This window comes from Albidovulum sp. (assembly GCF_049646345.1).
GTDB lineage: Bacteria > Pseudomonadota > Alphaproteobacteria > Rhodobacterales > Rhodobacteraceae > Albidovulum.
In genome coordinates this window covers 1-4,320 of the sequence record NZ_JBARVQ010000669.1, presented here as the reverse complement: position 1 = coordinate 4,320, position 4,320 = coordinate 1, and the positions used below count along the sequence as shown (strand labels likewise).

The window sequence follows — 4,320 nt, the reverse complement described above, 5'->3', positions numbered from 1 at the left end:
GGGTCAGCCTTTTGAGTTGGGGGCGTCGGGGCACCCTGCCCCGGCCCGGATTTGGATTGCGCGCCTGCTAGCATGCCCGGCCCGGCTTGAAAAGGTGGCGCTTGCCGCGAGGCTATGATGCCTCCGGCGGGGATATTTCGACCAAATGGAAGCGGGATCGGCTTTCCCAGCCCCGACAGCTCTGTTATGCGCCGCGCCATGCTCAGGATCAGTGACATCACCTATAGCGTCGAAGGCCGCCCCCTGTTCGAGGGCGCCTCGGCTGTCGTTCCAACCGGCCACAAGGTCGGCCTTGTCGGTGCCAATGGCGCGGGCAAGACCACGCTCTTTCGTCTGATCCGGGGCGAACTGGCGCTGGAAGGCGGCGAGATTGCCATGCCCTCGCGGGCAAAGATTGGCGGTGTGGCGCAGGAAGTGCCCTCGTCGTCCACCTCGCTTCTCGATACCGTTCTGGCCGCCGATACCGAACGCGCGGGCCTGATGGCGGAGGCCGAGACGGCAACAGATCCGCACCGCATTGCCGAGATTCAGTCCCGTCTTGCTGATATCGACGCCTGGTCTGCCGAGGCGCGCGCCTCGGCGATCCTGAAGGGGCTCGGCTTTGATACCGAGGCACAGGCGCGACCCTGTTCGGATTTTTCCGGCGGCTGGCGGATGCGGGTGGCACTGGCGGGTGTGCTGTTTGCCCAGCCGGATCTGCTGCTTCTTGATGAACCGACCAACTATCTTGACCTTGAAGGGGCCCTCTGGCTTGAAAGTTATCTGGCGAAATATCCCCATACGGTCATCATCATCAGCCATGACCGCGGCCTTCTGAACCGCGCAGTGGGTGCGATCCTGCATCTGGAAAACCGCAAGCTGACGCTCTGGTCCGGGCCTTACGACCAGTTCGCCCGCCAGCGTGCCGCCCTGCGCGCGGTGCAGGCGGCAGAGGCCAAGAAACAGGACGCGCGGCGCGCCCATCTGCAAAGCTTCGTCGACCGGTTCAAGGCCAAGGCCTCAAAGGCCGTTCAGGCGCAAAGCCGGGTCAAGATGCTGGAGAAGATGACGCCGATCCTGGCACCAGAAGAAGCGAAGAAGGTCGTCTTCACCTTCCCCGAACCCGAACAGCTTTCGCCGCCGATCATCACCATGGAGGGGACGTCCGTCGGTTATGACGGCCCGCCGGTCCTGAAACGTCTCGACCTGCGCATTGATCAGGATGACCGGATCGCACTTCTGGGACGGAACGGTGAAGGGAAGTCGACGCTGTCGAAGCTGCTCGCGGGCAAGCTTCCGCCCGTGGCGGGAAAGGTTGTCCGCTCCTCCAAACTGCGCATCGGTTATTTCGCCCAGCATCAGGTCGATGAATTGCATCTGGATGAAACGCCCTTGCAGCACATCATGCGGCTGCGCCCCGCCGAAGGGCAGCCGAAGCTCAGGGCGCGGCTGGCGGGTTTTGGCCTTGGCGCTGATCAGGCCGATACCGTTGTTGGACGCCTCTCGGGCGGGCAAAAGGCGCGGTTGTCGCTCCTGCTGGCCACGATCGACGCGCCGCATCTTCTGATCCTTGATGAACCGACGAACCACCTCGATATCGAGAGCCGCGAGGCACTGGTCGAGGCACTGACCGAATATTCAGGTGCTGTGATCCTCGTCAGCCACGACATGCACCTTCTGGGGCTTGTGGCCGACCGGCTCTGGCAGGTGAAGGGCGGCGCGGTCGCGCCCTATCCGCATGACCTGGAGACCTATCGCAAGGAATTGCTGGCGGGCGATGATGCCGAAAAACCGGCCGAGAAGGTGAAGGACAAGGCCCCGCGCCCGTCGCGTGATGCGGTGCTTGCACTGAAGGCCGATTTGCGCAAATGCGAGGAACGCCTCGCCAAGCTGAATGAGATGCGCGATAAGCTGGCCAAGAAGCTGGCGGACCCCGAGCTTTACGAACGCCCCGCCGAGGCCGTCGTCTGGCAGAAGAAATATGCCGAGTTGATGGAGGGGCTCGACCGGGCCGAGGCGCTCTGGCTGAAGGCGGCGGAAAAGCTGGAACTGGCAGAGGCCTGATCGATGGATGTGCAGTTCTATATCACCGCCTTTGTCACGCTTTTCGTGATCATCGACCCCTTGGCGCTGACCCCGCTATTCGTCGCCCTGACCCAAGGCATGGAGGACCGGCGGCGGCGGCAACTGGCCCTGCGGTCCTGCCTGATCGCCATCTTCCTGCTGACGCTCTTTGGTCTGCTCGGTGACAAGATCCTGGCCGTGATCGGCATCACCATGCCCGCCTTCAAGATCTCGGGCGGTATCCTCTTGTTCGTGACCGCACTCGACATGTTGTTTGAGCGCCGGACCCAAAGGCGCGAGGGCCAGCATGCCGACCCCGATCACGATCCGTCGGTCTTTCCCCTGGCGACCCCGCTGATCGCTGGCCCCGGCGCTTTCACGACGATGATCCTGCTGGTGAACAACTCGCCCGCCTCGGGCGTGGCTCATACCTTGGCGATCCACGGCGTCATGATCGCGGTCGTTGCGGTGTCGTTCCTGTTCTTCCTTGCCGCCGGTGTTATTGAACGCGCTGTCGGGCGGACCGGGCTTCTGGTCATCACGCGACTTCTGGGCATGCTGCTCGCCGCCCTGTCAGTGCAATTCGTGGTTGACGGCATCCGCGGCACCGGGCTCATCTGAGCCAATGGACAGCCAGGACTTCCCCCGCCTCATCTACCTCGTCCTGCTTGGCGCAGTCGTCGCCGGCTACTTCCTGCTGGAAAACCGCGACCGGCTGGGAAAGACCGCGCAGCAGGCGGCGATCTGGGGGCTGATCTTTCTGGGGGCCATCGCCATAGCGGGCATGTGGAGGGATATCCGGCGCAGCGCCTTCCCGACCGAAGTCTTCGTCAGGGGCGATACAATGGAGGTGCCGGTGGCCGAAGACGGGCACTTTTACCTGATGGTCGAGATCAACGGTGCCGATGTGCTGTTCGTCGTCGATACCGGCGCGACCGATGTGGTGCTGAGCCGCGAGGATGCCGTAAGGGCCGGGCTCGACCCCGACAAGCTCGATTACTTCGGCACGGCGATGACCGCCAATGGCATGGTCAGGACGGCATCCGTCCGGCTGGACAGTTTCACGCTGGGGGGAGAGACAGACAGGAATGTGTCCGCAGTCGTGAACGGAGGAGAGCTTGACACTTCGCTTCTTGGAATGAGCTACCTTGGTCAGTTTCATCTGACACTCACGCCCGAACGTTTGGTCTTGAAACGCTAGGACAACGCGCTGTGCCCGCGCCGATCAACAGGGGTTTACCCTTTCGCCAAGCAAGGTTCACAACTGAAAAACCACCCGCTGGACTTAACGGAGACATGAATGGACGACCTGAAGCCGATCGACATCGTGATTTGCTGGGTCGATGGCAACGATCCTGACCACCGCGCCAAACGGCGTCAGTATGAACCGTCGTCATCGGTCAATCTCATGCACGAAGCGACTGACGAAACGCGTTTTGCAAATGTGGGTGAGATTTACTATTCGATAGCGTCGATCCTGAAGTTCGCCCCCTTCATTCGCAAGATCTGGATTGTCACCGACAATCAGAAGCCCACCCTGCTGGACGAATTCGCAAAAGCCGGTCTCTGCGCCGAGAATTTCATCGAAATCGTCGATCACAGAACGATCTTTCGCGGATATGAGGAATACCTTCCGACATTCAATTCGCTGACTATCGAAAGCATGATCTGGCGCATTCCGGGCCTGTCCGAGCAATTTGTCTACTTCAATGACGACGTTCTCCTCTGCCGCGAGGTCCTTCCGTCCGACTGGTTTCACAACGGGTTGCCGCAGATCTACGCAACACGCCAGAAGCGATTTCGACCCACCAAGTTGCAGAGGCTCAAGCACCGCATCTTCCCCTCGCTCATGCAGCACGACTATCCGCCCTTTTACCGCATGCAGGAAAACGCGGCCGCGCTGATTTCAAAGGCGAAGACCTTCTGGCGCGGCGCACATGTGCCCCATGCGCTGAGGCGGTCAACATTTGAACGTTACTTTCAGGACCATGACAATGTCTTGCGCAACATCATCCGTCACCGTTTCCGGGGACGCGATCAGGCCTGGCCGATGGCACTGGCACACCATATAGAAATCCTGCGGAACGGCGTCGCGCCTTACCCGAGCTTCGGAGTGATTTATATCAACGCACGTAAGAAAGGGCTCTCCGGTTTAAATCGGCAAAATTTCAAGCTGGGAACGCACCGTTCGATGACCATCCAGTCCCTCGACGGCGCAACAGATCGGGTCCGGACCTCAGTCATCAATCAACTGACCAGGAAGTACCGCGATTTCAT

General features: G+C 60.8%; 4 protein-coding genes. All 4 read left to right on the top strand.

The window, feature by feature from the left end:
• Positions 1-198: 198 nt before the first annotated feature.
• Positions 199-2,043: an ABC-F family ATP-binding cassette domain-containing protein gene (locus WBB85_RS17545; protein ID WP_432639886.1), complete on the top strand. Its 1,845-nt coding sequence runs from the start codon at positions 199-201 to the stop codon at positions 2,041-2,043.
• Positions 2,044-2,046: 3 nt separating this feature from the next.
• Entirely contained in the window at positions 2,047-2,664 is a 618-nt protein-coding gene (locus WBB85_RS17540) for a MarC family protein (protein ID WP_432639885.1), read from the top strand.
• 4 nt (positions 2,665-2,668) lie between these two features.
• Positions 2,669-3,244: a retropepsin-like aspartic protease family protein gene (locus tag WBB85_RS17535; RefSeq protein WP_432639884.1), complete on the top strand. Its 576-nt coding sequence runs from the start codon at positions 2,669-2,671 to the stop codon at positions 3,242-3,244.
• A gap of 99 nt (positions 3,245-3,343) precedes the next feature.
• The coding region (locus WBB85_RS17530) for a stealth family protein (RefSeq protein WP_432639883.1) at positions 3,344-4,320 on the top strand (977 nt) is incomplete at its 3' end.